Annotated in this window: 18 protein-coding genes, 3 tRNA genes and 1 pseudogene; 12 read left to right on the forward strand and 10 right to left on the reverse strand. The window is 70.2% G+C overall.

Annotated features, from left to right (window positions below):
- Positions 1-155: 155 nt before the first annotated feature.
- Positions 156-803 (reverse strand): ATP-binding protein, encoded by a 648-nt coding sequence (locus tag EDD90_RS28295; protein WP_123975795.1) that lies wholly within the window; start codon positions 801-803, stop codon positions 156-158.
- A 205-nt stretch (positions 804-1,008) separates the two neighbouring features.
- The gene (locus EDD90_RS28300) at positions 1,009-1,836 is read right to left on the reverse strand and encodes a glycerophosphodiester phosphodiesterase (protein WP_123975796.1); all 828 of its coding nucleotides are present in this window, start codon (positions 1,834-1,836) and stop codon (positions 1,009-1,011) included.
- A gap of 257 nt (positions 1,837-2,093) precedes the next feature.
- Here EDD90_RS28300 and EDD90_RS28310 point away from each other — a divergent pair, with 257 nt between their 5' ends.
- Together EDD90_RS28310 and EDD90_RS28315 are read left to right on the forward strand one after the other, a co-directional pair.
- Positions 2,094-3,605 (forward strand): S1C family serine protease, encoded by a 1,512-nt coding sequence (locus tag EDD90_RS28310; protein ID WP_123975797.1) that lies wholly within the window; start codon positions 2,094-2,096, stop codon positions 3,603-3,605.
- 60 nt (positions 3,606-3,665) lie between these two features.
- Positions 3,666-3,752, forward strand: a tRNA-Ser gene (locus EDD90_RS28315).
- Here the strand turns inward: EDD90_RS28315 and EDD90_RS28320 are convergent.
- On the reverse strand, positions 3,723-4,538 hold the full coding sequence (locus EDD90_RS28320; RefSeq protein WP_123975798.1) for an alpha/beta fold hydrolase: 816 nt from the start codon (positions 4,536-4,538) through the stop codon (positions 3,723-3,725). The genes EDD90_RS28315 and EDD90_RS28320 overlap by 30 nt on opposite strands.
- 7 nt (positions 4,539-4,545) lie before the next feature.
- A complete protein-coding gene (locus EDD90_RS28325; protein ID WP_123975799.1) occupies positions 4,546-5,469 on the reverse strand; it encodes a bifunctional DNA primase/polymerase in 924 nt (307 codons plus the stop codon).
- Between the two features lie 360 nt (positions 5,470-5,829).
- Here EDD90_RS28325 and EDD90_RS28330 point away from each other — a divergent pair, with 360 nt between their 5' ends.
- From EDD90_RS28330 to EDD90_RS28365, 8 genes are all read left to right on the forward strand, one after another.
- Positions 5,830-6,147 (forward strand): hypothetical protein, encoded by a 318-nt coding sequence (locus EDD90_RS28330; protein ID WP_123975800.1) that lies wholly within the window; start codon positions 5,830-5,832, stop codon positions 6,145-6,147.
- A 197-nt stretch (positions 6,148-6,344) separates the two neighbouring features.
- Positions 6,345-7,517 carry an acyl-CoA dehydrogenase family protein gene (locus EDD90_RS28335; RefSeq protein ID WP_123975801.1) on the forward strand — a complete coding sequence of 391 codons (1,173 nt, stop codon included), beginning with the start codon at positions 6,345-6,347 and terminating at the stop codon, positions 7,515-7,517.
- A complete protein-coding gene (locus EDD90_RS28340) occupies positions 7,498-8,418 on the forward strand; it encodes a bifunctional MaoC family dehydratase N-terminal/OB-fold nucleic acid binding domain-containing protein (RefSeq protein WP_123975802.1) in 921 nt (306 codons plus the stop codon). Before EDD90_RS28335 ends, EDD90_RS28340 begins: the two co-directional genes overlap by 20 nt.
- Before the next feature lies 1 nt (position 8,419).
- A complete protein-coding gene (locus tag EDD90_RS28345) occupies positions 8,420-9,448 on the forward strand; it encodes an acyl-CoA dehydrogenase family protein (RefSeq protein ID WP_123975803.1) in 1,029 nt (342 codons plus the stop codon).
- Between the two features lie 10 nt (positions 9,449-9,458).
- Positions 9,459-9,941 (forward strand): MaoC family dehydratase, encoded by a 483-nt coding sequence (locus EDD90_RS28350; protein ID WP_123981739.1) that lies wholly within the window; start codon positions 9,459-9,461, stop codon positions 9,939-9,941.
- Positions 9,938-11,104 (forward strand): lipid-transfer protein, encoded by a 1,167-nt coding sequence (locus tag EDD90_RS28355; RefSeq protein WP_123975804.1) that lies wholly within the window; start codon positions 9,938-9,940, stop codon positions 11,102-11,104. The genes EDD90_RS28350 and EDD90_RS28355 overlap by 4 nt, the downstream gene beginning before the upstream one ends.
- A gap of 170 nt (positions 11,105-11,274) precedes the next feature.
- Positions 11,275-11,844, forward strand: coding sequence for a SigE family RNA polymerase sigma factor (locus EDD90_RS28360; protein WP_123975805.1), 570 nt, complete (start codon positions 11,275-11,277; stop codon positions 11,842-11,844).
- Positions 11,845-11,958: 114 nt separating this feature from the next.
- Entirely contained in the window at positions 11,959-13,614 is a 1,656-nt protein-coding gene (locus tag EDD90_RS28365) for a long-chain fatty acid--CoA ligase (RefSeq protein WP_123975806.1), read from the forward strand.
- Between the two features lie 127 nt (positions 13,615-13,741).
- Here EDD90_RS28365 and EDD90_RS28370 read toward each other — a convergent pair whose 3' ends face one another.
- Together EDD90_RS28370 and EDD90_RS28375 are read right to left on the reverse strand one after the other, a co-directional pair.
- A complete protein-coding gene (locus tag EDD90_RS28370) occupies positions 13,742-17,740 on the reverse strand; it encodes a PAS domain-containing protein (RefSeq protein WP_123975807.1) in 3,999 nt (1,332 codons plus the stop codon).
- Positions 17,741-17,977: 237 nt separating this feature from the next.
- Complete coding sequence (locus EDD90_RS28375) at positions 17,978-18,469, reverse strand: SSI family serine proteinase inhibitor (protein ID WP_123975808.1); 492 nt, start codon at positions 18,467-18,469, stop codon at positions 17,978-17,980.
- A gap of 181 nt (positions 18,470-18,650) precedes the next feature.
- Between EDD90_RS28375 and EDD90_RS28380 the strand changes: the two genes are divergently transcribed.
- Positions 18,651-18,741 (forward strand) — tRNA-Ser (locus EDD90_RS28380).
- Between the two features lie 508 nt (positions 18,742-19,249).
- A tRNA-Arg gene (locus tag EDD90_RS28385) sits at positions 19,250-19,322 on the forward strand.
- Positions 19,323-19,476: 154 nt separating this feature from the next.
- Here EDD90_RS28385 and EDD90_RS28390 read toward each other — a convergent pair.
- The 4 genes and pseudogenes from EDD90_RS28390 to EDD90_RS28405 all read right to left on the reverse strand — a co-directional run.
- Entirely contained in the window at positions 19,477-19,776 is a 300-nt protein-coding gene (locus EDD90_RS28390) for a hypothetical protein (protein WP_123975809.1), read from the reverse strand.
- A gap of 171 nt (positions 19,777-19,947) precedes the next feature.
- Positions 19,948-21,048, reverse strand: a complete 1,101-nt coding sequence (xerC, locus tag EDD90_RS57620; protein ID WP_260328118.1) for a tyrosine recombinase XerC — start codon at positions 21,046-21,048, stop codon at positions 19,948-19,950.
- Between the two features lie 983 nt (positions 21,049-22,031).
- On the reverse strand, positions 22,032-22,556 hold the full coding sequence (locus tag EDD90_RS28400; protein WP_123975810.1) for a hypothetical protein: 525 nt from the start codon (positions 22,554-22,556) through the stop codon (positions 22,032-22,034).
- A gap of 664 nt (positions 22,557-23,220) precedes the next feature.
- A pseudogene (locus EDD90_RS28405) lies at positions 23,221-23,558 on the reverse strand (tyrosine-type recombinase/integrase); the annotation flags it as partial.
- Between the last annotated feature and the right edge of the window lie 10 nt (positions 23,559-23,568).

A 23,568-nucleotide genomic window follows, 5' to 3' on the forward strand; every position in this document is an offset into this window, starting at 1 on the left:
CCTCGGACCACGGGAACCTGTGGACAACGGCGCCGACACGGGCCGCCCACCCGGGCACGGAGCCGCTGCCGCGTATCCGGACAGAGCCGCCGTGTCGCACCCGGACGGGGCCCGCGGTGTCGTACCCGGACGGATCCGGCCGCGCCGTGATCCGGTCAGTCCAGGTCGTCGAACGCGTCCGCGAAGTCCAGACCGGCCAGTTCCGGGGCCGAGGGAGCCATGACGCGCGTAGCGAAGGCGTCACGGCGGCCGACGGCATCCGGGACATCCGGGTCGACCGCGTTCTCCTGGACCACGACCCAGACCGTCACCTCGCCCCGGGCGTCGTCCCGGACCCCCCAGTCGTCGGCCAGGGCCGTGATGATGTTCAGCCCGCGGCCGCCGTGTGCCGTGACCGAAGGGGTCATGGGGGCCGGGCGGGTCGGGCCGCCCCCGTCCGTCACCTCGACGATCAGCCGGCCGCGCGGGTCCACCCGCCAGGCGGCCCGGACGTCACCGTCCCCGGCCAGCGCGTCCCCCAGCGGACGCCCGTGTTTGCAGGCGTTGCTCAAAAGTTCGGAAAGGATGAGTACGGCGTCGTCGATGACCGATTCCGAAACGCCACCCATGCGCAATTGATCGCGCATACGGTGTCTCGCCTTCCCCACGCCCGCAGGGCCATGGGGTACGGCCATGCTCGACGACGTGGGCACCTCCTGTGCCACCACCAACGCCACCCCCGAGACCTCCTTTGCCCCACGCCACGGTGTGGATGCCCCATCGGCCTGAACCGGAAACCGGCCAATGAATGTCCGGTGACGCATTCGCAACGAACGAATACGTACCGAACGCGCCGGAGCACTCCCTGTGACGGGCTCGAAGCCATATCCCCGCGTATGGCTTCGTGTGGCTTGATTTCGATGGTGTGGCCGAGAAGTGAGAATGGTGTGAGTGCGCTGTCGGGTCAAGAGGTGCGGGAGCGTCCTTACGTGACTTTTTATCTGAGGCCCGGTCAGGACGGTCCCGGATTCAGCGGCCCAGCCTGCGCAGCACCGCTCCCGGCCGGTTGGTGATGATCGCGTCGATACCGAGGTCGAGGCAGAGATCCACGTCCTCCGGCTCGTTCACCGTCCATACGTGCACCTGGTGGCCGTTGCGCTGCAGCCGCTCCACGTACCCGGGGTGATTGCGCACGATCCGGATCGAGGGACCCGCGATCCGCACCCCCGCCGGCAGCCGGCCGTCGCGCAGCCGGGGCGAGAGGAACTGCAGCAGATAGACCGTCGGCAGGGTCGGCGAGGCAGCCCGTACCCGGGCCAGCGACCGCGCGGAGAAGCTCATGACCCGCACCGGCGAGTCGGCCGCCGTGGCCGGGGCGTCCAGTCCGAACCGCTTCAGCAGCAGCAACAGGCGCTCCTCGACCTGTCCCGCCCACCGCGTGGGGTGCTTGGTCTCGATCGCCAGCTCCACCCGCCGCCCGGCGTCCGCGACCAGCTCCAGCAGCCGCTCCAGTGTCAGTACGGAGGTGTCCGCGCGGTCCTCGGGCCGGAACTCCCAGTCGGGCTCCTCGTCCCGCCCCCGCCGGCCCGCGCCCTTCTTCCATGAACCGAAGTCCAGGGCGGCCAGCTCCGCCAGCTCCAGGGCCGACACCGCACCGCGCCCGTTCGACGTACGGTTGACCCGGCGGTCGTGCACGCACACCAGATGTCCGTCGGCGGTCAGGCGTACGTCGCACTCAAGGGCGTCGGCGCCGTCCTCGATGGCCTTCTTGTAGGCGGCCAGCGTGTGCTCGGGGGCCTCTTCGGAGGCGCCGCGGTGGGCGACGACCTGGATGCGGTGCTGTGGTGCGTGGGTCACCGCGACATGGTGCCACCGAGCGGGGGTACCTGGGGGCATCCCCGATGCCAGCAAAGGGAACTTTTGTCAGACAGGCCCTATATAAAGGTTGTCCGTGTACCCACAGCCACCGCTTATGGTGCTCTGACGGCCTGTGGGAAAAGCTGACGGCATACAAAAGCACATGCACAGCTGAATCGCGCCGGACCGACAACAAGCGTGAAAGAGCGTGACCGAGTGCGACCGACAAGAACAGCCGTGGACCGAGGAGAGAAGCTGTGAGCACCGAGAACGAGGACAACCCGGTACCCCCGGCCCCGTCCGTACCTCCCGTGCCGCCGGCGACTCCCGCCGCCTCCCCGCAGCCGGCCGCATCCGACGGGGACGCGCCGACCGCACCGATCCCACCGGCCCCCCAGGGCACCCCCGCCGCAGCCGCGGGCGACCCCTACGGTCCCCCGCCGCAGGCTCCCGCGGGCGACCCCTACGGGCCCCCGCCGCAGTCTCCGGAGGGCTCCTGGCCGCCCCCGCCCCCGGCGACCCCCTCCTACGCGGACGCCGGCGCGGGCTCAGGCACCGGCTGGGGCTCGTCGTACGACCAGGCACACCAGGCGTACCAGACGAACCAGGCGTACCAGCAGCCGCAGGGCGCGCCGCAGAAGGGCAGCGGGCGTGGCGGTCTGATCGCCGCCGTCCTGGTGGCCGCGCTGGTCGCGGGCGGCCTCGGCGGCGGCCTCGGCTACACGCTGGCCAAGAACAACGACAACACCGGCTCCACGACCGTCTCCGCGTCCACCGACGCGGGTGCCGCCCAGGTCAAGCGCGCCGCCGGCACCATCGCGGCGGTCGCCGCGAAGTCGCTGCCCAGCACGGTCACCATCGAGGCCGAGGGCACCAACGGCGAGGGCGGCACCGGCACCGGGTTCGTCTTCGACACCCAGGGCCACATCGTCACCAACAACCACGTGGTCGCGGACGCCCTCGGCGGCGGCAAGCTGACCGCGACCTTCCCGAACGGCAAGAAGTACGACGCCGAGGTCGTCGGCCACGCACAGGGCTACGACGTCGCGGTCATCAAGCTCAAGAACCCGCCGTCGGACCTCAACCCGCTCACCCTCGGCAACTCCGACAACGTGGCCGTCGGCGACGAGACGATCGCGATCGGTGCCCCCTTCGGCCTGTCCAACACCGTCACCACCGGCATCATCAGCGCCAAGAACCGCCCCGTCGCCTCCAGCGACGGCAGCAGCGACAGCAAGGCGTCCTACATGAGCGCCCTGCAGACCGACGCCTCCATCAACCCCGGCAACTCCGGCGGTCCGCTGCTGGACGCCTCCGGCGCGGTGATCGGCATCAACTCCGCGATCCAGTCCGCCTCCAGCGGCGGCCTCGGCAGCACCGGGCAGTCGGGCTCGATCGGCCTGGGCTTCGCCATCCCGATCAACCAGGCCAAGTACGTGGCCCAGCAGCTGATCAAGACCGGCAAGCCGGTCTACGCGAAGATCGGTGCGTCGGTGTCCCTGGAGGACTCGTCGAACGGTGCGCAGATCACCGACTCCGGTTCGGGCGGCTCCGCCCCGGTCGAGTCGGGCGGCCCCGCGGACAAGGCCGGCCTCAAGCCCGGCGACGTCATCACCAAGCTCGACGACTCGGTGATCGACAGCGGTCCGACCCTGATCGGCGAGATCTGGACCCACAAGCCCGGTGACAAGATCCAGATCACCTACAAGCGCGGCGGCTCCGAACACACGGTCACCCTCACCCTCGGCTCCCGCGTCGGCGACAACTGACCCGCACGCGCCCGCACGGACCGGTTACTCTGTTTCCCGCGTCGATCTCGATCGACGCGGGGTGGGTTGCCCGAGCGGCCTAAGGGAACGGTCTTGAAAACCGTCGTGGCAGCGATGTCACCGTGGGTTCAAATCCCACACCCACCGCATGCAGTGGCAGGCCCCTGACCAGGCAGTACGGTCAGGGGCCTGCTTCGTGTCCGCTGGATGCGGGTGACAGGAGCGGCCTTCCGGACGTCGAGGGCGATCTGTCCTATTGCACGGCGAAGAACGCTTGAGCTGATCGGCGACCGCTTTCGGGTTGCCGTGCGGGTTGCGCTGCGGGTCGACGTTCCAGGACGCGTCGTGGCCGACGCCGTCGAGGGTGACGCGTCGCACGGTCGGGATGACCTGCTGGAGTTGGTCCAGGGACCGGGCGAGGAACGCCGGGCTCTTGCTGCCTCCCAGAAGCAGTACCGACCGGGTGAGTGTGCCGAATGCCGGGATCGAGTCGTCCATGGACCGTACGATCGCGAAGTCATACTGGAAGGCGAGAGCCAGCTCCGCCATCGTGGCGTAGTGGCCGGAGCCCGATGCGGCTTCCTTCTTCATGATGGCCCTGATGGCCGGCGTGACCACCCGGTCCGGCATGGCCCGTATGAGCCCGAGGCCGAGCCGGGCGAGTTTCGTGCCGGTCACCAGCATGCCCGCGAGGTCGGTGGAGGGCTCGTAGAGGGCGATCTTCTCGATGCCCGGCAGCGCGAGTGCCGCCTTGAGGGTGATGCCGGCGCCGGAGCTGAGCCCGTACACGAAGCGGGCGCCGGTTGCCTGGAGGACCGCGTCGAGGTCGTGCACGTCGTCGTCGACCGTGTAGTCCGGGGTGTAGGGGTGAGGGCTCAGGCCGCGTCCGCGCCGGTCGGGGACGACGACGGTGAATGTGTCGGCGAGTGACAGGGCGAGTTCACGGCCGGTGGCCTGTCATCCGCGCGGCCGACGCGATCGTCGCGCGGGCCTCGTGTTCCGTGAGGCCGGTGTGTACCGCCGCGTCGATCAGGGGCGCCCGCAGGGCCCGGCCGATGCCGTTCTCGTAGGCGCGGCAGGCCGCCCAGAACAGGCGGGTGTTGCGCTGGCCCTCGTGGGCGGCGAGGACGAACTGGACGAGGCCCTGGCCGCGGTTGCCGACCGAGGGGTGGGTCGCGGGGTGCGGCGCCCGCGGGGGCGGCAGGAGGAGGCGGAGCAGGGAGGGCGGGCAGGGGGCGGGGACCAGGTGCTCGGTGCCGGGCGCGGTGGCGTACACGCCGTGGTCGGTGCGGGAGCCGGGGCCGACCAGGTAGCCGCCGGCGCCCCGGATGTCGATGCCGGGGGCCAGACGGCTCGCCGAGTTGGGGATCACGGCGTCCGGCGGCCCGGTCAGCCAGATGTGGCGGCCGCCGCTCGGTGTGAGCACGACGACCGTCGGCGGGATGGTGAACAGGTGCCGCAGCGCCAGTTCGCGCAGGGCGGAGGTGGAGTCCGTACCGGACTTCACGTCCAGGTCGATGCCGATGAGGCGGTGCGGGGGCAGCCCGCAGGCGATGCCGTAGCCGGTCGCCCAGGGGGCCGCGGTGAACAGCTCGCGGATGCGGGCCGGGTCGGCGGTGGCGTCGTACACCCCGTGGCCGGGGCGGCCGCACTCCCCGCGGCAGGGCGGAGCCGCTGGTTCCGGGGCGTCGTGGTGCGAGGAGCGGTTCGAGGGCTGGTTCGGGGTGTGGTCCGAGGAGCGGTGCGGGGAGCGCAGGGCCGGGAGCTTGGTCCGGGAGAGGGGGATGACGGCCAGGCCGCGCTCGGCGGCTGACAGTGCGTGTGCGAGGGCCAGCGTCGTGGCCTGCCGATCGGTGGTGGCCATGGCTCTATGTTCGTACTCACGTTCGAAAAAAGGAAGAGGGGCCCGCCGTGACACGCCGAGGGTGGCGGCTTGGTCGGATGCCGCCGCCGGAACGGTTCTCCCTTTGGGGCGCCTGGCGGGATGGATGTCCGGAGTAGTCATGACTTAGGTGGAAGTCGATCAAAGATGGCGAAAGGGGTTTATCGACTTGTCATCACGCTTGAGGGCGAATCATGCCTTCCGGTCTGGTTCGCCGGGGATTCGGTGGGCAATTCTGATCTCGCGACGTCGATGACAACCACCGAGGCGGTCGGCCAACTGCCTTGGAAAAAGCCTTACTTGATGTACTTCCGGCACAGCCGGGCTCTGAGAGGAATCAACATGGCAAGCATCCGTACCGCCCGCGTTCTCGCCGCCGTCTCGGCGCTTCCGCTCGCAGCCGCTCTCTTCACCGGTGTCGCGGCCGCGGACAACGGTGCGATCGCGGACAACGGATCGAGCGCCAACGCAGGCGTGGCGGGCATCATCGGCAGCGGGGTCGGCCACGACAACAACGGCAACTCCTCGACCACGCAGCAGAACGCGGTGGGCCACGGTGCCACGAACCAGAGCAACACCGCGCAGGTCAAGGGCTCCGCGTGGACTGCCGTCCAGCAGGGCAACGACAACGTCGCCATCCACTTCGCCCGGCTGTGGTAAGCCCCGCCTGAACCCTCGTGGGGGGTGGTCTGTGGGGACAGCGCGTCAGCGCGGCGGTGCTTCGGCACCGCCGCGCAGGCGTTTTCCGGCCCGCCGTGCAGACGTTCTCGGACCGCCGTGCCGTCCGGTCCGCCCCCGGCGCGCGCCGCCCTGTTCGACCTTGACAGTGGGCCAGATCTGACGGACAGTCAGAAACCATGCATCTGGCCCCCACCGAACGCCAGCAGCGGCTGCGCGCCGAACTCCGCGCCTATTTCCGGACCTTGATCCCGTCCCCCGCCCCCGAGGCGCCCGAGGAACGCCGTGCCCTGCTGCGCCGTATCGGCGCGGACGGCCTGCTCGGTCTCGGCTGGCCCGTCGAGTACGGCGGTCAAGGGCGGGGCGCCGACGAGCAGTTCGTGTTCTTCGACGAGGCGTACCGGGCGGGCGCCCCCGTCTCGATGGTCACGCTCAACACGGTCGGGCCCACGCTGATGAAGTACGGCAGCGACGAGCAGAAGTCCCGCTTCCTGCCCGGCATCCTCCGCGGGGACCTGGTCTTCGCCATCGGCTACAGCGAGCCCTCCGCCGGCACCGACCTGGCCTCGCTGCGCACCCGGGCGGTGCGGGACGGCGACGGCTGGCGGATCGACGGGCAGAAGATCTTCACCTCGGGCGCCCAGCACGCCGACTGGATCTGGCTGGCCTGCCGCACCGACCCCGAGGCGCCCAAGCACCGCGGCATCTCGATCCTCCTGGTCCCGACCGACGCCCCCGGGTTCTCCTGGACGCCGATCGAGACGGTGGGCGGCCAGATCACCACGGCGACCTACTACGACGGCGTCCACGTCCCCGCCGGCAACCTGGTCGGTACCGAGCACGACGGCTGGTCGCTCATCACCAACCAGCTCAACCACGAGCGGGTCGCCCTCGCCGCGACCGGCATGCAGGCCGAGGACTTCTACGAGGCCGCGCTCACCGCCGCCCGCACCCCCGATCCGGTGACGGAGCGGCGCCGTATTGACGAGTCGTGGATTCGATTTCGGCTGGCCGAAGCACATGCCCGGCTGGCGGCAAACCGCCTGCTCAGCTGGCGTTTGGCGGGGGACGTGGGGGCGGGCCGAGTGGCCCCCGCGGAGGCCAGCGGGGTGAAGTTCGCGGGAACGGAATCGGCAGTCGCGACGTATCGCATGTGTCAGGAAATCGTCGGTGAGACGGCATTGGTCCGGTCCGGGTCGCCGGGGGTGTTCGGGGACGGCGAGCTGGAGCGGCTCAACAGGGCGGCGCAGATCAACACGTTCGGGGGCGGGGTGAGCGAGGTGCAGCGCGAGATCGTCGCGACGATGCGGCTCGGGATGAGGAGGGGTGGGCGTGACCGGGGGGAGCGATGAGTTCGGAGTACGGCTCAGGGTGTACGAGGGGCAGCCGGCCGCCGTCTCGGGTGTGGGCAAGGACCCGGTCAACCTGCCCATGATCCGGCACTGGTGTGAGGCCATGGGCGACACGAACCCGGCGTACGAGGGGCCGGACGCGATCGCCCCGCCCACCATGCTCCAGGCATGGACGATGGGCGGCCTGTCGGGCCACGTGGGGCGCACGGGCGCGTACGACGAACTGCTCACCCTTCTCGAAGAGGCGGGCTGCACCTCGATCGTCGCCACCGACTGCGAGCAGGAGTACCTGAGGCCCCTGCGGCCGGGCGACCGGGTCACCTTCGACACGGCGATCGAGTCGGTGTCGGAGCAGAAGACCACCAAGCTGGGCAGCGGCTACTTCATCACGACCCGCACGGACGTCCGCGTCGGGGACGACCTCGTCGGCACCCACCGCTTCCGCGTCCTCAAGTACGCGCCGAGCCGGCGGCCGCCCGCCGGACGGGCCCGGCGCCCCCGCCCGGTGGTCAACCGGGACAACGCCGGCTTCTGGGAGGGCGTGGCCGAGGGCCGTCTCCTCATCCAGCGCTGCGCCGTCTGCGGCACCCTGCGCCACCCCTGGCTGCCCGGCTGCAACGCCTGTGGCTCCCTCGACTGGGACACCGTCGAGGCGTCCGGCGAGGGCACGGTCTATTCGTACGTCGTGATGCACCACCCGCCCTTCCCGGCCTTCGAGCCTCCTTACGCCGTGGGCCTGATCGAACTCGCCGAGGGCGTGCGGATGGTGAGCAACGTGTTCGGAGTGCCGTACGACAAGGTGCGGATCGGGCTGCCGGTCCGGGTGGAGTTCCGGCGGTACGACGATGACGCCGGGGAACTGGTCCTGCCCCTCTTCCGGGTGGTCGAGGGTGAGGCCTGACATGGACTTCACGCCCACCGAGGCACAGACCGAGGCCCGTGACCTGGCCGCTCGGATCTTCGGCGACCTCGCCACCCACGAGCGCCTCGGCGCGGCCGGCACCGGCAGTGACCCGGAGCTGTGGAAGGCCCTCACCGAGGCCGGGCTGGTGGCCGCCGTGGAGGAACTGGGCCTGTTGGGGCTGGTGCTGCTCCTGGAGGAACAGGGGCGCACCACGGCCCAGGTGCCGTACGCGGCGAGCTGTGTGTACGGGCAGCTGGCGATCGCCGCGCACGGCACGAGCGCACAGCGGGAGCGGCTGCTGCCGGGGATCGGGGCCGGGTCGGTGGTGGTGACCGGCGCCTTTCCGGCCCAGGCGGCCGTACGACCCTCCGCGTCCGGGAGGCTGAGCGGTGCCGTCCCCGTCGTCCCGTGGCTGCGCGAGGCCACGCACGTCCTGGTCGCCGACGCGGAACGGCGGCTGTGGCTGGTGCCGGTCGGTGCGGAGACCGGTGTGGAGGAGGTCGAGCTGACCGCGCCCTGGTCGGCGGGCCGGCTCACGCTCCACGCGGCTCCGGCCGAACGCCTCGGCTCGGATCCGGCGGCCTACGCCGACATGCTGGCCACCGCCCGCACCGCCTTCGCCGGGCTCCAGGCCGGGGTCTGCGAGGGCTCCCTCGCCCGGGCCGTCGCGCACACCAACACCCGCGAGCAGTTCGGGCGCCCGCTCGCCACCCGGCAGGCCGTGCAACTTCGGGCCGCCGACGCCCATATGGACACCGAGGCGATACGGGTGACGGCGTACGAGGCGGCCTGGCGGCGGGACGCGGGGCTGCCCTACGTCACGCATGCGCTGACCGCCGCCTGGTGGGCGTCCGAGGCGGGGCAGCGGGTCGTGCACACGGGCCAGCATCTGCACGGCGGCACGGGGGCCGACGTCGGCCATCCGGCGCACCGGCACTTCCTGTGGGGGCGCCAGCTGGACGCGTATCTGGGCAGTGGGGGCGAAGTGCTCCAGGAACTGGGGGAGTTGATCGCGAGTGGGGACTGAGACGACGAGGTTGGCCGCGGGGACGGACCTGCCGCCCCTGGAGATCCCGATCACGCGGACGCTGATCGTGGCCGGGGCGATCGCGTCCCGGGACTACCAGGACGTGCACCACGACGTCGAACTGGCCCGGCAGAAGGGCTCGCCGGACGTCTTCATGAACATCCTGACGACGAACGGCCTGGTCGGCAGATACATCACGGACTGCTTCGGCCCGGGGGCGGTGCTCCGCAAGGTGGCCATCCGGCTCGGGGCGCCCAACTACCCCGGGGACACCATGGTGCTGACCGGCCGGATCGAGGAGCTGGACGAGGAGACGGGGACGGCGACGGTCCGGGTGATCGGTGACAACGCCATCGGCAGGCATGTGTCCGGCAGCGTGACCGTCACCTTCACCGAAGCCGTGGTGACCGTCACCCTCACCGACGAGACCGACGAGACCGACGAGACCGACGAGACCGACGAGACCGACGAGACCGACGAGGGGGCCTCATGAGCGTGCGGGGCCGGGACTCGCTCGGCGGGCGGGCGGCGATCGTCGGGATCGGGGCCACCGAGTTCTCCAAGGACTCGGGTCGCAGCGAGCTGCGGCTGGCGGCGGAGGCGGTGCGGGCGGCGCTGGACGACGCGGGGCTGACAGCGGCGGACGTGGACGGGATGGTGACGTTCACGATGGACACCAGCCCGGAGATCACCGTGGCCCAGGCCTGCGGGATCGGCGAGCTGTCCTTCTTCTCCCGGGTCCACTACGGCGGCGGCGCGGCCTGCGCGACCGTCCAGCAGGCGGCGCTGGCCGTCGCGGCCGGGGTCGCCGAGGTGGTGGTCTGCTACCGGGCCTTCAACGAGAGGTCGGGCCGCCGCTTCGGCTCGGGAGTGCAGCACCGGGAGCCGTCGGCGGAGGGGGCGGCGCTCGGCTGGGCGCTGCCGTTCGGACTGCTCACCCCGGCGTCCTGGGTGGCGATGGCGGCGCAGCGCTATCTGCACACGTACGGGCTGACCCCGGAGGCGTTCGGGCATGTGGCGGTCGTCGACCGGAAGTACGCGGCGACCAACCCCGCCGCCTACTTCCACGGCCGCCCCATCACCCTGGCCGAGCACGCGGCCTCGCGCTGGATCGTGGAGCCGCTCCGGCTTCTGGACTGCTGCCAGGAGACGGACGGCGGACAGGCCCTCGTCGTCACCTCGGTGGAGCGGGCGCGCGATCTGCCGCGGGCGCCGGCCGTGATCGCGGCGGCCGCGCAGGGGGCCGGCCGGGCCCAGGAGCAGATGACCAGCTTCTACCGCGACGACCTGACCGGGCTGCCCGAGATGGGCGTGGTGGCGAGACAGCTCTGGCGGACCTCCGGGCTCGCTCCGGCCGACATCGACGTGGGGATCCTCTACGACCACTTCACCCCGTTCGTGCTGATGCAGCTGGAGGAGTTCGGGTTCTGCGGACCGGGAGAGGCGGCGGACTTCGTGGCGCGGGAGCGGTTGCCGCTGAACACCCACGGGGGGCAGCTCGGGGAGGCGTACCTGCACGGGATGAACGGGATCGCGGAGGGGGTACGGCAGTTGCGGGGCACGGCCGTGAACCCGGTACCGGGGGCGGAGCGGGTGCTGGTGACGGCGGGCACGGGTGTGCCGACATCGGGGCTGGTCCTGACCTCGGACGGCTGACGTCCCGAGTGCGGCCGTACCACCCCCTCAGGGGTAAACCCGCACGAGTACCGCTCCCGTACTCCACCTTCAGGAGGTGTAGTCAACCCCACCCCTACAACCTGAGGCGGAGGCTCCTTCGGGACCTGCGGCCGATCCGCCGGAACACCGCTCGCTCATAGCGTGGAGCCATGACCACACCCGTCTGCACCAGCGCTTCGGACGCCGCTGTCTCGGCGAGGCAGACCAGCCCGTACACCCGGCCCTATCCGTCGTTCGCGTCGTACGTCAGGGCGCGCCAGCCGGTCCTGCTGCGCACCGCCCGGTCGTTGACCGCGAACCCGAGCGATGCCGAGGACCTCCTCCAGACCGCGCTCGCCAAGACGTACGTGGCCTGGGAGCGGATCGAGGACCACCGGGCGCTCGACGGCTATGTGCGCCGGGCCCTGCTGAACACGCGGACCTCGCAGTGGCGCAAGCGCCGGGTCGACGAGTTCGTCTGCGACGAACTGCCCGAGCCGGAACCGGTGGCCGGTGCGGACGATCCGGCCGAACGGCAGGCGCTGCACGACGCGATGTGGCGGGCGATCATGAAGCTGCCCGCGCGGCAGCGGGCGATGGTCGTGCTGCGGTACTACGAGGACCTGAGCGAGGTGCAGACGGCGGAGGTGCTCGGGGTGTCGGTGGGCACGGTGAAGTCGGCGGTGTCGCGTGCGCTCGGCAAGTTGCGCGAGGACCCTGAACTGGACCTCGCCCGATAGCGGTCGGCCGGGCTTTGTTGGCTTTCCCCTAGTGACATACCAAGTGGTATGTGCGCAGAATCAGCGCAGCCCTTATACCGCCGAGTAGGCAATGTCGCCCCCCGGGAGGACGCCGTGCTGAGCACCATGCAGGACGTACCGCTGACCGTGACCCGCATCCTTGTGCACGGTGTGCTGGTTCACGGACGGTCCCAGATCACCACCTGGACCGGGGAGGGCGAGCCGCAGCGGCGCAGCTTCGCCGAAGCGGGAACCCGTGCCGTGCAGCTGGCGAACGCCCTGAAGGACGAGCTCGGTGTCCAGGGCGACGACCGGGTCGCGACCCTGATGTGGAACAACGCCGAGCACGTCGAGGCGTACTTCGCGATCCCCTCGATGGGCGCGGTCCTGCACACCCTCAATCTGCGGCTGCCCGCCGAGCAGCTGGTGTGGATCGTCAACCACGCCGCGGACAAGGTCGTCATCGTCAACGGCTCGCTGATCCCGATGCTGGTGCCGCTGCTGTCCCAGATGCCGACGGTGGAGCACATCGTCGTCTCCGGCCCCGGTGACCGGTCCCCGCTCGCGGGCGCCACCGCCCAGGTGCACGAGTACGAGGAGCTGATCGCGGACCGGCCGAAGACGTTCGACTGGCCGGAGATCGACGAACGCCAGGCCGCCGCCATGTGCTACACCTCCGGCACCACCGGCGACCCCAAGGGCGTGGTGTACAGCCACCGTTCGATCTACCTGCACTCCATGCAGGTCAACATGACCCAGTCGATGGGCCTGACCGACCAGGACACCTCGCTGGTCGTCGTGCCGCAGTTCCACGTGAACGCCTGGGGCCTGCCGCACGCCACCTTCATGACCGGCGTCAACCTGCTCATGCCGGACCGTTTCCTCCAGCCGGCCCCGCTCGCCGAGATGATCGAGCGTGAGCGCCCGACGCACGCGGCCGCCGTCCCCACCATCTGGCAGGGCCTGCTCGGCGAACTCACCGCCCGGCCCCGTGACGTCTCCACCCTCACCCAGGTCACCATCGGCGGCGCGGCCTGTCCGCCCTCCCTCATGGCCGCCTTCGACAAGCTGGGCATGCGGGTCTGTCACGCCTGGGGCATGACGGAGACCTCCCCGCTCGGCACGATCGCCCGGCCGCCGGCCCACGCGGTGGGTACGGAGGAGGAGTTCGCGTACCGCCTCACCCAGGGCCGTTTCCCGGCCGCCGTCGAGGCCCGGCTCAGCGGTCCCGGCGGGGAGCGCCTGCCCTGGGACGGCGAGTCGGCGGGCGAGCTGGAGGTGCGCGGCCCCTGGATCGCCGGCGCCTACTACAACGGCCCTGACGCGGAACCGCTGCGCCCCGCCGACAAGTTCAGCGAGGACGGCTGGCTGAAGACCGGTGACGTCGGTGTCATCTCCCCCGACGGCTTCCTCACCCTCACCGACCGCGCGAAGGACGTCATCAAGTCCGGCGGCGAGTGGATCTCCTCCGTCGATCTGGAGAACGCGCTGATGTCCCACCCGGATATCGCCGAGGCGGCGGTCGTGGCGGTCCCCGACGACAAGTGGGGCGAGCGCCCGCTGGCCACGGTCGTCCTGCGGGAGGGGGCCACGGCCACCTTCGAGGCCCTGCGGACCTTCCTCGCCGAGGAGGGCAAGATCGCGAAGTGGCAGCTGCCGGAACGCTGGACGCTGATCGAGGCCGTGCCGAAGACGAGCGTGGGCAAGTTCGACAAGAAGGTGCTGCGGAGGCAGTACGCCGAGGGCGAGTTGGACGTCACCAGCCTCTGAACGCCCTTCGCCGAAGCGCCCCTTCAGGGGCGCGGGGCGGTAGTCGATGTGCGGCTGCCGCCCCGCGGGCGCGACCAGCCACGGACAACCCGCGGCCGAAGGTCGGCAGTTCCCCAACGGCGCCGAATCAGTTCGTCCCGATCCTGGCCAGCAGATCCACGATCCGGCTCTGCACCTCCGTGCTCGTCGACCGCTCCGCCAGGAACAGCACCGTCTCTCCGGACGCCAGCCGAGGCAGGTCCGCCTGGTCGACGGCCGCCGTGTAGACGACGAGCGGCGTCCGGTTGAGCTGTCCGTTCGCGCGGAGCCAGTCGATGATGCCGGCCTGGTGACGGTGCACCTGCATCAGGTCCATCACCACCAGGTTCGGCCGCAGCTGTCCGGCCAGCGTCACCGCGTCCGCGTCGCTCGCCGCCCGCGCGACCTGCATCCCGCGCCGTTCCAGCGTCGAGGTCAGGGCCAGCGCGATCTCCGCGTGCTCCTCGATGAGCAGCACCCGCGGCGGATGCTGCTCGCTGTCCCGGGGCGCGAGCGCCTTCAGCAGAACGGCGGGATCGGCGCCGTACGCCGCCTCGCGGGTCGCCTGTCCCAGTCCGGCCGTGACCATCACCGGCACCTCGGCGGCCACCGCCGCCTGCCGCAGCGACTGCAGCGCGGTCCGGGTGATCGGCCCGGTCAGCGGGTCCACGAACAGCGCCGCCGGGAACGCGGCGATCTGCGCGTCGACCTCGTCACGGGAGTTCACGATCACCGGCCGGTAGCCGCGGTCGCTCAGTGCCTGCTGGGTGGTGACGTCCGGCGCGGGCCACACCAGCAGCCGGCGAGGGTTGTCCAGCGGCTCCGGGGGCAGCTCGTCGTCCATGGGCTGCGGGCGCGGCGGGTCCGCGACCTCGATCGCACCGCCGGGACCGTCCAGCGGTTCGGGGCCCTCGGCGGCGTTCACGTCCGGTGCGCCTATCGCGTACGACCGTCCGGCCCCGTCGGTGGCGCCCACCAGCCGGGACTGCCCGGCCAGCGACGGCTGGGGCAGCGGCTGGGCGGCGGCCGGCTTGGCGGCGACCGGCTGCTCGGCCGGCGGGTGCGGCCGGGCCGACTGCTCGGGCTGCGGCTGCTCGGCACGCGGGCCCGGGTCCGGCGGCGTACCCAGCTTGCGGCGCCGTCCGTTGCCGTTCGGCTGGTGCGGGGGCGGCGTGGCCGTCGGCTGCTGCACCTGTGCGGCCTGCCGTGAGAACGGCACCCCCTGCCCCAGCGTCCGCACGCTGAACGCCCGGCCCTGGGTGGAGTCCGGGTCGACCGGCGCGGGCACCGCCGCCTCGGCCGGCAACGGCTGCGCGGCACGCGCGGGTTGAGCGGCGGGCAGCGGGGCGGGTGCTTCGTCCGCGCCCGGCCACTGCTGCGGGACGGGGGCGGCCTCCGCCGGGAGCGGCTGGGCAGGCGCCGGTGCGGCAGCGGCGGGAGCCGCCGGAGCCGCAGCGCCGGCCGTCGGCGTGGCGCTCTGCGGCTGTGCCTGTGCTTGAGCCTGTGCGGGTACGGCGGCCGCGGCCGAGGCGGGCAGCGCCGGCTGGCCGGGCTGACCGGCCGGCGCGACGACCTGGGCCGCGGGCCCCGCCTGGACCGGGATACCCGGACCGGTCGGGCCGGGCTGGCCGGCCGGGAGCTGCTGCCCGGAGGCGGCCGCCTGCGCGGGCACCGTCGGTACCGCCGGTGCTGCCTCCGCCGGCTGGCCCACGGCCCGCCTGCGGCGGCCGGTCGGCGCGCCGGTGGGGTGCGGCTGCGGCGGGGTGTGGTCCTCGGCCTGGTCCAGAGGCACGGCATCGTGCCGCCCCTCGTCGACCGGCGCCTCGGCCGGCTCGGGGGTGCGGTCGGCCTCGGCGGGCGGCAGTGCGAAGACCGGGCGAGGCCCAGCCTGCTGCTGCTCGGCCCGCTCGGCGGCCGCGGCCAGCGCACGGCGCCGCCGTCCGCTGGGCTGCTCTTCATCGGCCTGCCCGGCGGGGGGCAGGGCGGGCGGCAGCGCCTGCAGTTCCTCGGGCTCACGCCGGGCCCGGCGCCCCGACGGCGGTACGGGCACACCCTGCGGCGGAACGGCGCCGCCCAGCCCCGTACCGGAGGCGGCGGTCCCGGCGCCCTGCTCGGCCGCCGTCACCACGGCGCCCTCCGCCACACCGGCGTCACCGGTGGAACCGTCGGACGGACGCCCGCGCCGCCGCCCGCTGCCGCCGGACGCCGACTCCGCGCTCTCGATCGCGAGGGGCCCGCTCTCCTGGTCCTCCGCCTCGGCGGCACGCCGGCGCCGGCGCCCGGTCGGCGCGGCCGGAACCTCGCCCTCGCCGGACTCGCCGGGCGCGTCGCCCTCCAGGAAGGCGTCCACGGAGGACCGCCGGGCCCGGCGCCGCCCACCGGCACCGGACTCCTCGACGGCGGGGGCGATCTCCAGTGCCGTACCGGCGGGCGGGGGCACGGCTCCGGCACCGCCCCCGATCGGCACCTCCAGCACGAACGCGCTGCCGCTCATGCCCGGCACCTCGTGGGTCTGCAGCACACCGCCGTGGGCGCGCACGATCCCGCGCACGATCGGCTCGTGCACCGGGTCGCCGCCGGGGTACGGCCCGCGCACCTCGATACGGACGACCTCGCCGCGCTGTGCCGCCGCGACCACCACGGTGTTGTCCATGTAGCCGCCGGCCGAGACGGGCGCGTTGCCGGTCGCGTCGACGCCCGCCACGTCCGCGACGAGATGCGCGAGCGCGATGGCGAGCCGCCGCGGATCCACCTCGGCCTCGATGGGCGGCGCATGCACGGCGAACTGCACCCGCCCGGGCCCGATCAGCTCCACCGCGCCTTCCACACCGGCGGCGACGACGGCGTCCAGCATGACCTTCGTGCGGTTGATGTCCTCGGTGCCGGCGTCCAGCCGCTGATAGCCGAGCACGTTGTCGATGAGCTGGGTGATGCGCGAGTAACCGGCCGACAGATGGTGGAGCACCTGGTTGGCCTCGGGCCACAGCTGCCCGGCGTCGTCGGCGGCGAGCGTGGCCAGTTCCCGGCGCAGCTCGTCGAGCGGCCCGCGCAGGGACTGCGCGAGCAGGGTCAGCAGCTGCTCGTGGCGCCCGTGGAGGGCCTCGTAACGGTCCTTCTCGCGCTCGCCGAGGGCCGCGTACCGCTCCTCGCCGGCCGCCAGCTCCTCGGCGTGCCGCTCGTGCAGCTCCTCCACCTCTGTGACGTGCTTCTGGCGCAGCGCGGTCAGGTCGGAGGCGTGCTCCTCGGAGAGCTTCTCCAGCTCCTCGGCGTGCGCCTGCTCCAGGGCCGCTTTCTCGTCGACGACGGAGTCGTAGGGCCGCCGGTCGGTGAAGGTCATCACGGCGCCGACGAGCTGGTCGCCGTCGCGCACCGGCGCGGTCGTCAGATCGACCGGAACCTTCTTGTCGCCCTTGGCCCACAGCACCTGCCCGCGCACCCGGTGCTTGCGTCCGGAGCGCAGGGTGTCGGCGAGCGGCGACTCGGCGTACGGGAACGGCGAACCGTCGGCGCGCGCGTGCAGCACGAGGTTGTGCAGCTCCTTGCCGCCGAGCTCACCGGCCCGGTAACCCAGTATCTGGGCGGCGGCCGGGTTGACGAGGACGATCCGCCCGTCCGTGTCCGTCCCGACGACGCCCTCGCTCGCGGCCCGCAGGATCATCTCGGTCTGCCGCTGCGAGCGCGCCAGCTCGGCCTCGGTGTCCACCGTCCCGGTCAGGTCGCGCACGACGAGCATCAGCAGCTCGTCGCCGCTGTAGCCGTAGCCGTCGTAGGCCTGCTGCCCGTTCTCCAGGTTGGCGCTGGTGACCTCGACCGGGAACTCGGTTCCGTCGGTGCGCCGGGCGATCATCCGGGTCGGCTTGGTCCGGCCGCGCGGATCCATGTGGTCGGGCCGCCGCATGGACCCGGGGATGAGCCTGGAGTCGAACTGCGGGAGCAGATCGAGCAGCCCTCGCCCGACCAGCGCCGTCCCCGGTGCCTCGAAGGCCTCCAGGGCGATGGTGTTCGCGTTGACGACGGTCCCGTTGGCGTTGACCAGCACCAACGCGTCCGGCAGCGCGTCCAGTATGGCTGCGAGGCGAGCAGCGCCTCGGGATGGCCTGCTGCTCACGAGACGCTTCCTCCCTGTTACCGCACCTTGCCGACCGCTCCGGCCATCTTGCCAATCGGCCCGCAGCGTGTCACGCGAGGGAGTCTAAAGGCACCGGTTCCGGTCGCGGCGCCGGATGAGAGGGAGGTCGCACGACGAAGTGACGGCGAACATGTGACCGACGTGCCTCACCTCCGCCGTACCTTCGCGAGACTTTTACGTGCGTGGGGCCTCCGCCATGCATCGGCTGTGGCGGCTTCATGAGCCCAGGGCGGGCAGCAGGGGCACCATCCGGTCCCAGCGGCCGATCTCGCAGCCGTTGCTGCGGTCGTACGTCGCGTCCACCGGGCGGCCGGCCCAGTCGCCGGTGACATGGGCGGTGGCCGGGCCGCCGTAGAGCACGGTGCAGGCGGTGCCCGGGGCGACGGGGGCGAAGGTCTCCCGGCCCCAGTTGGTGTTCCGGTCGAGCGTCCGGCAGGCCCCGGCCACGTCCGGGTGACTGCCGGCGCCGGGGTGACAGGACAGCTCGTACGTCCCGTCGCGGCCGTCCCCGGCGTGTTGGACGGTGACGGTGAGGTGGTCGGCCCGGACGGCGGCGGCGGAGGCGGGCGGGGCGGGCAGCGCGGGCAGTGCGGGGAAGGCCCCGAGGACGGCGGTGACGCCCCCGAGGGCGCCCCGTACGGCGGGACGGGACCAGCCCTGCCGCGAGCGTGCGGAACGGGACCTGACCTGAGACGGGAGTCGAGACATGCCCTGCCCAACGCGCCGTCCGCCCGGATGGTGTGCGGCGCGCTCACCGGCGCGCTCACCGACGAGAAGGGCTTTGCCCTGCGGCCCGGCTGCCTAGTACCGTGGGAGCCGATTGGTGACAGCACGCTCGACTGTGTCATCATCTGCACGCACCACTCGCGCTCACGCGAGAGGTTGTGCTGGAGGCGTCGCCTAGTCCGGTCTATGGCGCCGCACTGCTAATGCGGTTTGGGCCTTAAAGCCCATCGAGGGTTCAAATCCCTCCGCCTCCGCCCTCTGACTCAGGGAGTCCAGCCCATTTCGGGCTGGACTCCCTGAGCCGTTTTCTACGACTTCCGCTCTCCACGTCGTCGGCCGACGTGGGCAGCCGCCCGGTCAGGGTCTGGTCGGCGGCCCACCTCAAGCGCCGGCCGGACTGCGCTGGGTCGGTTTCCCGCACGAGCACGCACCGGGCTGCTTCGACGAGCTCACGGCGGTGCTGCGGGCCCACGGGGTCGAGGCGGGGCGGGCGGTGACGGAACTGCGGGCGGCCCCACTGCACCTGGGCAGCCTGGCCGGCCCCCTCCAACCGCCGTGACCTCGGCCACTTCATCGCGGCCTTCGACCTCCCGGCCTCCGCCCCACCGGTGCGCGCAACACCCCCAAGATATGACGTATCCGCAGGTCACAAGGGGTGCACCTAACGGATTTCACATGGCGGCGGCAGTCATGTAATGTTCTTCCTGTCGCCGCGAGCGGGCCAGAAGGACCGAAAGCGAAGGCAAGAAAACAAAAAAACAAGCACTCGTAGCTTAACGGATAGAGCATCTGACTACGGATCAGAAGGTTGCAGGTTCGAATCCTGCCGAGTGCACAGCACGTCGAAGGCCCTGTGGAGTGATCCACAGGGCCTCTGGCTTATGCCTTGACGGCGGTGCTTGACGGCAACCGCCTCAGAAGACGCGGGGGCCTTTGCTGGGCGTTGCTTGAAGAAGCAGGTATTCCTGTGCCCGGCAGGAGCATGTGCGTCAGACGGTCGCGGCCAGCCAGCCGATGGTTTCGGTGGTGTGCTTGCCATCGCTCTTGGTGGCGCCGGCGTACACCTCGTTGAGGCGGATCAGGAAGCCCGTGTTCGTGACGTCATGGACGCGGATCCCCGGCGTCTCCGGGCCGTTGAAGGTTTGGGTCAGCGGGAGGACGACGACGTTGGAACCCGCGGGGAACGGAGTCGGAAACGTGACGCGCGTGAAGGTCGAGGTGTTACCGCCGCTCGTCTCGATCGGGTTGTCGGACCTCAGGTCGATCTTGCCGGTCTGAATGAAGCTCACTGTCGACTTCCTTCGTGTGGGGGGTTGGATCGCTCGGCTGTCTCTGACAGCCGACGGGACACTCGTCACCAAATGGGCCATGTATGCCGAAGTCCCGCAAACGAGTGATCGTCTTTCGGACAGCGGTAGATCTTGCGCTTCCCGGCTTGTCCACGGGCCAAAGACGTCTAGCTAGACAGCTACGAGGGCACCGGCCGCGCCGTCGTCATCGTCCGAATCTTTGCCGTCACCCCTCAGCGCGTCGCCGACGCGGTCGAAGGCCGAACGCTGGGAGTCGAGTCGCACGAAGGTGTAGATGTCCATGGTCACTCGGATCGAGCTGTGGCCCAGAACTTCCATGATCATGCGAGCATCAGCGCCCTGTTCGTGCAGGAGCGACGCGCAGGTGTGGCGCAGGTCGTGAAAGCGGACCTTGCGGACGCCGGCGCGGACGCACAGCACCTCGAAGGAGCGGTTCAGGTTGCGCGGCTCGATGGGTGTCCCGTTCTTGGTGGTGAAGACGAGGCCGTGGCCCGTTCCTTTCCAGTTGTCCCCCGCGCCCTTCCGATCGGCGATCTGCTGTGCCCGCTGGGCACGGAGCGCCGTCACGCACTCGGCCGGCAGGGCGACGCGACGGGCCGAGCGCTGAGTCTTCGGCGCGACGATCAGCGGCTCACCGCCGACGCGCTGTAGGGCCTGCCGAACGGTGGGAGGAGCGTGTCTGAGGTGAGCCCAGAAGAGTCCGAGCTTGAAGTGAGTCCAGAGGGGTTCAGGCTCGGCAGGAGACGCCGTGACTGGCAGATGGGGAGGATGCCCGCATCTGAGCAGGACTGGGTCACTGAGTATCGTCTCTTGCTCAAGCGCGTAGAGAGTTACGTAGACGTGTACGGGCGCCGGAGCGATGAGGTGGAGAGTCTCACGCAGCAAGTAGCCGAACTCACGGCAGAGACGGAGCAGCTCAGGACTGAGCGCGAGCAGCCTGTATTTCATCTCGGTAAGCGCCCAGAGACGCCCGAGGAGATCGACGCCGAAGTTCGTCTGCGCGAGATCGAGCGGCGCTGGGAAGTTGAACTCGCAGATCGGAAGCATCGGGCAGATCTTGCCTTCGAGCAATCCGGGCTCATACGACGCGCAGAGGGTGTTCGTGGCTGGGCGCTGGTGGCCGTAGTTTTTTCGATCATCGCCTCCCCGTGGGTAGCCATGATCGCTGGGGTCGCTGCGAAGGACTTCAGCCTCTATGTGACACCGGTCACGGGGATCGCCGGAGCCATCATCGGTTACTGGTTCGGCCAAGGACAGCAGAATGAGCTACGGCCTCCTACCGTCGCCAACTCCTCTGCCTCTCCGGGAAGCTGACCTCACCGAGGCCGCTTGGCCCTTCTCCCGAGGGCATCGAAGTGCCGCTGCGGCAACCCTGATGCCATTTAATGGCTTTCGGGGCCTTGTGCATCTCCGCGCCCCCTGCTCGACGAGGAACCGGGCGAGGTCGGCCTGGGTAGCAGGGCGTCGAAGGTCATCACATGTCCGGTCAGGTCGAGCGGATCCTGGAGGGTCATGAGCGCGATGATCTCGTTCGTCTTCGCCGGCACTTCTCGCTGGGTAAGGAGGACACCGTCTATGCGGAACGCGGACACGAGGTGGCTGCCGTCTCGCGAGGCTGAGGCTATGGGGGACGGATCGGGCTCGCTAACGTGACGAGACAAGTCCTGCCGGGCCGGGCGATCTGGTCCCGGCCACAGCAGTGTCAGTCATGGTGGTCGGTGGCTTCGTTCGCAGGATCTCCGATTGGTCTCCAGCTCGTCGTTGTCCCGCCCGTTTGCATCTCACCCGGCCATCCTTGAGAGAGCGGAAGCGAATATCGGTGCATGCCCGAGTCGCTTTCGAATCGGTATCCAGTCAGCACTGCGCCATCAGGTAGGGGTTCTCCAGCGAAGCGAAGGCCGAAACGCTCGATCACGGGTGAAAGAGTGAGCTCTTGATCTGACCCATCACTCAACTCTGCGGTCAACGACGTTACCGATGGCAACGTGCAAGCGACGATGAATGGGGGTAGGTTTTCCGCCTGGCCAAACGAGACAATGACTGGCCTTTCCTTGCGTTCCTGACCTCGACGGAATCCGCCCGATGAGTGCTCTTCCCCGAGATGAAGGTGCAGCATTACTCCGAGCGAACCATGGAGGTGGTTATCGACCCTGACTTGCCACTCCAAGCCATCGGGCCGGGCCCCCGAATGTACCTGAACTTTTTCATTCACGGGAGCCTCCGGAAATCGTTTTCTAGTCGTGGATCTCCGCGCAAGGATACCCACTGATCTCGTCCCAGTAGGTGCATACCGCGGTTCCGTTCGGGTAATGCCCCGTGGGCCCATGTGCCCAGTAGTAGAATCCCGGGCCACTGCTGTCGGAGCAGATTATTCCGCTGTGCTTCGCGCCGTAGGTACTTCCATGGAGCCAGTCGCCCGTAGCGACTGTACAGCCTACGTTTCCGGCCGCTGTGCTGGTCCACTCGTCGACGGTCAGCCCCGTGCCCGTGATGTTCATGCAGACCTGGTCGTCGCATGGGTGGGCGTTGGCCGGGCTCACGAGGCGCGAGTGAGCCTTGCTTATCGCCATGGAGATCCCAGGGACGGCGTTCGGATGCTCATTCAGATACTTCAGCGAGACCCAGCCGGCCGTCCCTCCATCTATCTGGACGAATCCCTTTTCTGTGCCAGCGTCGGTACTCGCGTATGCTGGACTGCCGAGGAACGCTATAGCGGCTACGGCGGTGATCCTCGTGAGATTTCTTAACGCGGTGCGCATTCCAGTCACTCCTTCCTCTGGACATTTCATGTGTCACGCTTTCACGTAGTCGTAACGGCGAGAAATGGCGGAATAAGCCACTCCGTACGACGAGCACTCCTGATTCGGCCACCAACCGTGAAGCGAGAACAGGGGAGGCAGGAGCGTGACTGAGGTCGGGCCGCGCGGTGAAGAGAGCGCGGCAGAGCGCCAAGGTCGTCCCGCGTGGACGCCATCCGTCCACATACATAGCGGCAGAGAGAAACGGTCCGCTACTCAGTGGCGGGGGGTATGGGAGGTAGCCAGCGGACCTCAGTGGACCACTGCCCCGCTCGGCTCTCGATCTCGGTACGCCGGACCCGCTCCGGCCCGGGTCGGCGGAGGCACGGTGTGTCTGAGCGGCCGAAGGGAACGGTCTTGAAATCGTTCGTTGCAGGAGGTGCAACCGTTCAAAACTGACGGCAACCTTGACGGCAACGACGGCACGTAGTGGCTGTTGATCACAATCATCAGCGATCAGCCGGGTGGAAGGCGGAGTGGCCGCCCAACAGCCTGCCCGATCCTACGGATCAGAAGGTTGCAGGTTCGAATCCTGCCGAGTGCACACAGGTCAAAGGCCCCGGATTACTCCGGGGCCTTTGTCGTTTCGGGGTCGTACAGCAGCGAAATACAGCAACGGCTGATGTCAGCCGTCGGTCCGTGCCCCGCCCATCGCTTCCGACAGCTTGCCGAGCGCGGCCCGCACTTCCTCCTCGCTCGCTTCCGCGTAGACCTCCATCGTCATGGCGATCTGTGAGTGCCGGAGGATGCGCTGAGCCACCTTGGGGTGGACTTTCAGGGCGACCAGGAGCGAGCTGCACGTGTGCCGGGTGTTCCGGAGCGGGATGACCCGGAGGCCGGCACGGCGAGAGGGAGAGCGAACATGCGGGTGAGGTTGCCCGGCTCGATCGGGGTCCCGTACTTCGTGGTGAAGATGAGTCCCCGGGTGTCCTGCCAGAGATCACCGGCTGCCTTCCGGTCGCCATCGGCACCA

It is taken from the genome of Streptomyces sp. Ag109_O5-1, assembly GCF_003814875.1.
In the GTDB taxonomy this organism is placed as follows: Bacteria; Actinomycetota; Actinomycetes; order Streptomycetales; family Streptomycetaceae; genus Streptomyces; species Streptomyces sasae.

Bases quoted from the DNA above. Each gene is read 5' to 3' on its own strand.
- EDD90_RS28295 (WP_123975795.1), bottom strand. From the start codon at position 803: ATGCGTCACCGGACATTCATTGGCCGGTTTCCGGTTCAGGCCGATGGG.
- EDD90_RS28325 (WP_123975799.1), bottom strand. From the start codon at position 5,469: ATGGCCACCACCGATCGGCAGGCCACGACGCTGGCCCTCGCACACGCA.
- EDD90_RS28330 (WP_123975800.1), top strand. From the start codon at position 5,830: ATGGCAAGCATCCGTACCGCCCGCGTTCTCGCCGCCGTCTCGGCGCTT.
- EDD90_RS28335 (WP_123975801.1), top strand. From the start codon at position 6,345: ATGCATCTGGCCCCCACCGAACGCCAGCAGCGGCTGCGCGCCGAACTC.
- EDD90_RS28345 (WP_123975803.1), top strand. From the start codon at position 8,420: ATGGACTTCACGCCCACCGAGGCACAGACCGAGGCCCGTGACCTGGCC.
- EDD90_RS28355 (WP_123975804.1), top strand. From the start codon at position 9,938: ATGAGCGTGCGGGGCCGGGACTCGCTCGGCGGGCGGGCGGCGATCGTC.
- EDD90_RS28360 (WP_123975805.1), top strand. From the start codon at position 11,275: ATGACCACACCCGTCTGCACCAGCGCTTCGGACGCCGCTGTCTCGGCG.
- EDD90_RS28375 (WP_123975808.1), bottom strand. From the start codon at position 18,469: ATGTCTCGACTCCCGTCTCAGGTCAGGTCCCGTTCCGCACGCTCGCGG.
- EDD90_RS28400 (WP_123975810.1), bottom strand. From the start codon at position 22,556: ATGCGCACCGCGTTAAGAAATCTCACGAGGATCACCGCCGTAGCCGCT.